General features: G+C 75.3%; 1 protein-coding gene. It reads left to right on the forward strand.

Going from position 1 to position 879, the window contains the following annotated elements; all coding sequences use genetic code 11:
- Window positions 1-49: 49 nt before the first annotated feature.
- Window positions 50-879 (forward strand): ABC transporter ATP-binding protein (locus E1283_RS36590; RefSeq protein WP_132822439.1); only part of this gene is annotated, 830 nt, incomplete at its 3' end.

Genomic DNA, 879 nt, shown 5'->3' on the forward strand with positions numbered 1-879 from the left:
CGTCCCCACCCCTCCAGCGTTCCCTGGCACCGACCGGAAAGGCCCCGGCGTGATCACGTTCCACGAGGTGAGCTTCACCTACCCGGACGCCGAGCGCCCGACCCTGCGCGACGTCGACCTCGACATCGGCGAGGGGGAGCTCTGCCTGGTCACCGGCCGTACCGGCACCGGCAAGTCGACCCTGCTCGGCGCCGTCAACGGCCTGGTGCCCCGGTTCACCGGCGGCACCCTGCGCGGCACCGTCACCGTGGCCGGGCAGCGCACCGACGCCGCCGCCCCGCAGGAGTTCGCCCACCTCGTCGGCGTCGTCGGCCAGGACCCGCTCGCCGGCTTCGTCACCGACACCGTCGAGGAGGAACTCGCCTACGGCATGGAGCAGTTGGCGATCGAGTCCGGCACCATGCGGAAGCGCGTCGAGGAGACCCTCGACCTGCTGGGCATCGCCGAACTCCGGCACCGCCCGCTCCGCACCCTCTCCGGCGGCCAGCAGCAACGGGTGGCCATCGGGGCGGTCCTCACCACCCACCCCGCCGTCCTGGTCCTCGACGAGCCCACCTCGGCGCTCGACCCGACCGCCGCCGAGGAGGTGCTGGCCGCCGTGCTGCGGCTGGTGCACGACCTCGGGACGACGGTGCTGATCGCCGAGCACCGGATGGAGCGGGTGCTGCAGTACGCGGACCGGCTGCTCCACCTCACCGGCGACGGCGCCGTGCGCGACGGCGAGCCGGCCGAGCTGATGGCCGACTCCGACGTCGCGCCGCCCGTCGTCCAGTTGGGGCGCGTGGCCGGCTGGCGGCCGCTGCCGCTCTCGGTCCGCGACGCCCGCCGGCACGCCCCCGAGCTGCGCCGCCGGCTCCGGGGCCACCGCCCCGCCGAACC

This window comes from Streptomyces hainanensis, assembly GCF_004348415.1.
Taxonomy (GTDB): domain Bacteria; phylum Actinomycetota; class Actinomycetes; order Streptomycetales; family Streptomycetaceae; genus Streptomyces; species Streptomyces hainanensis.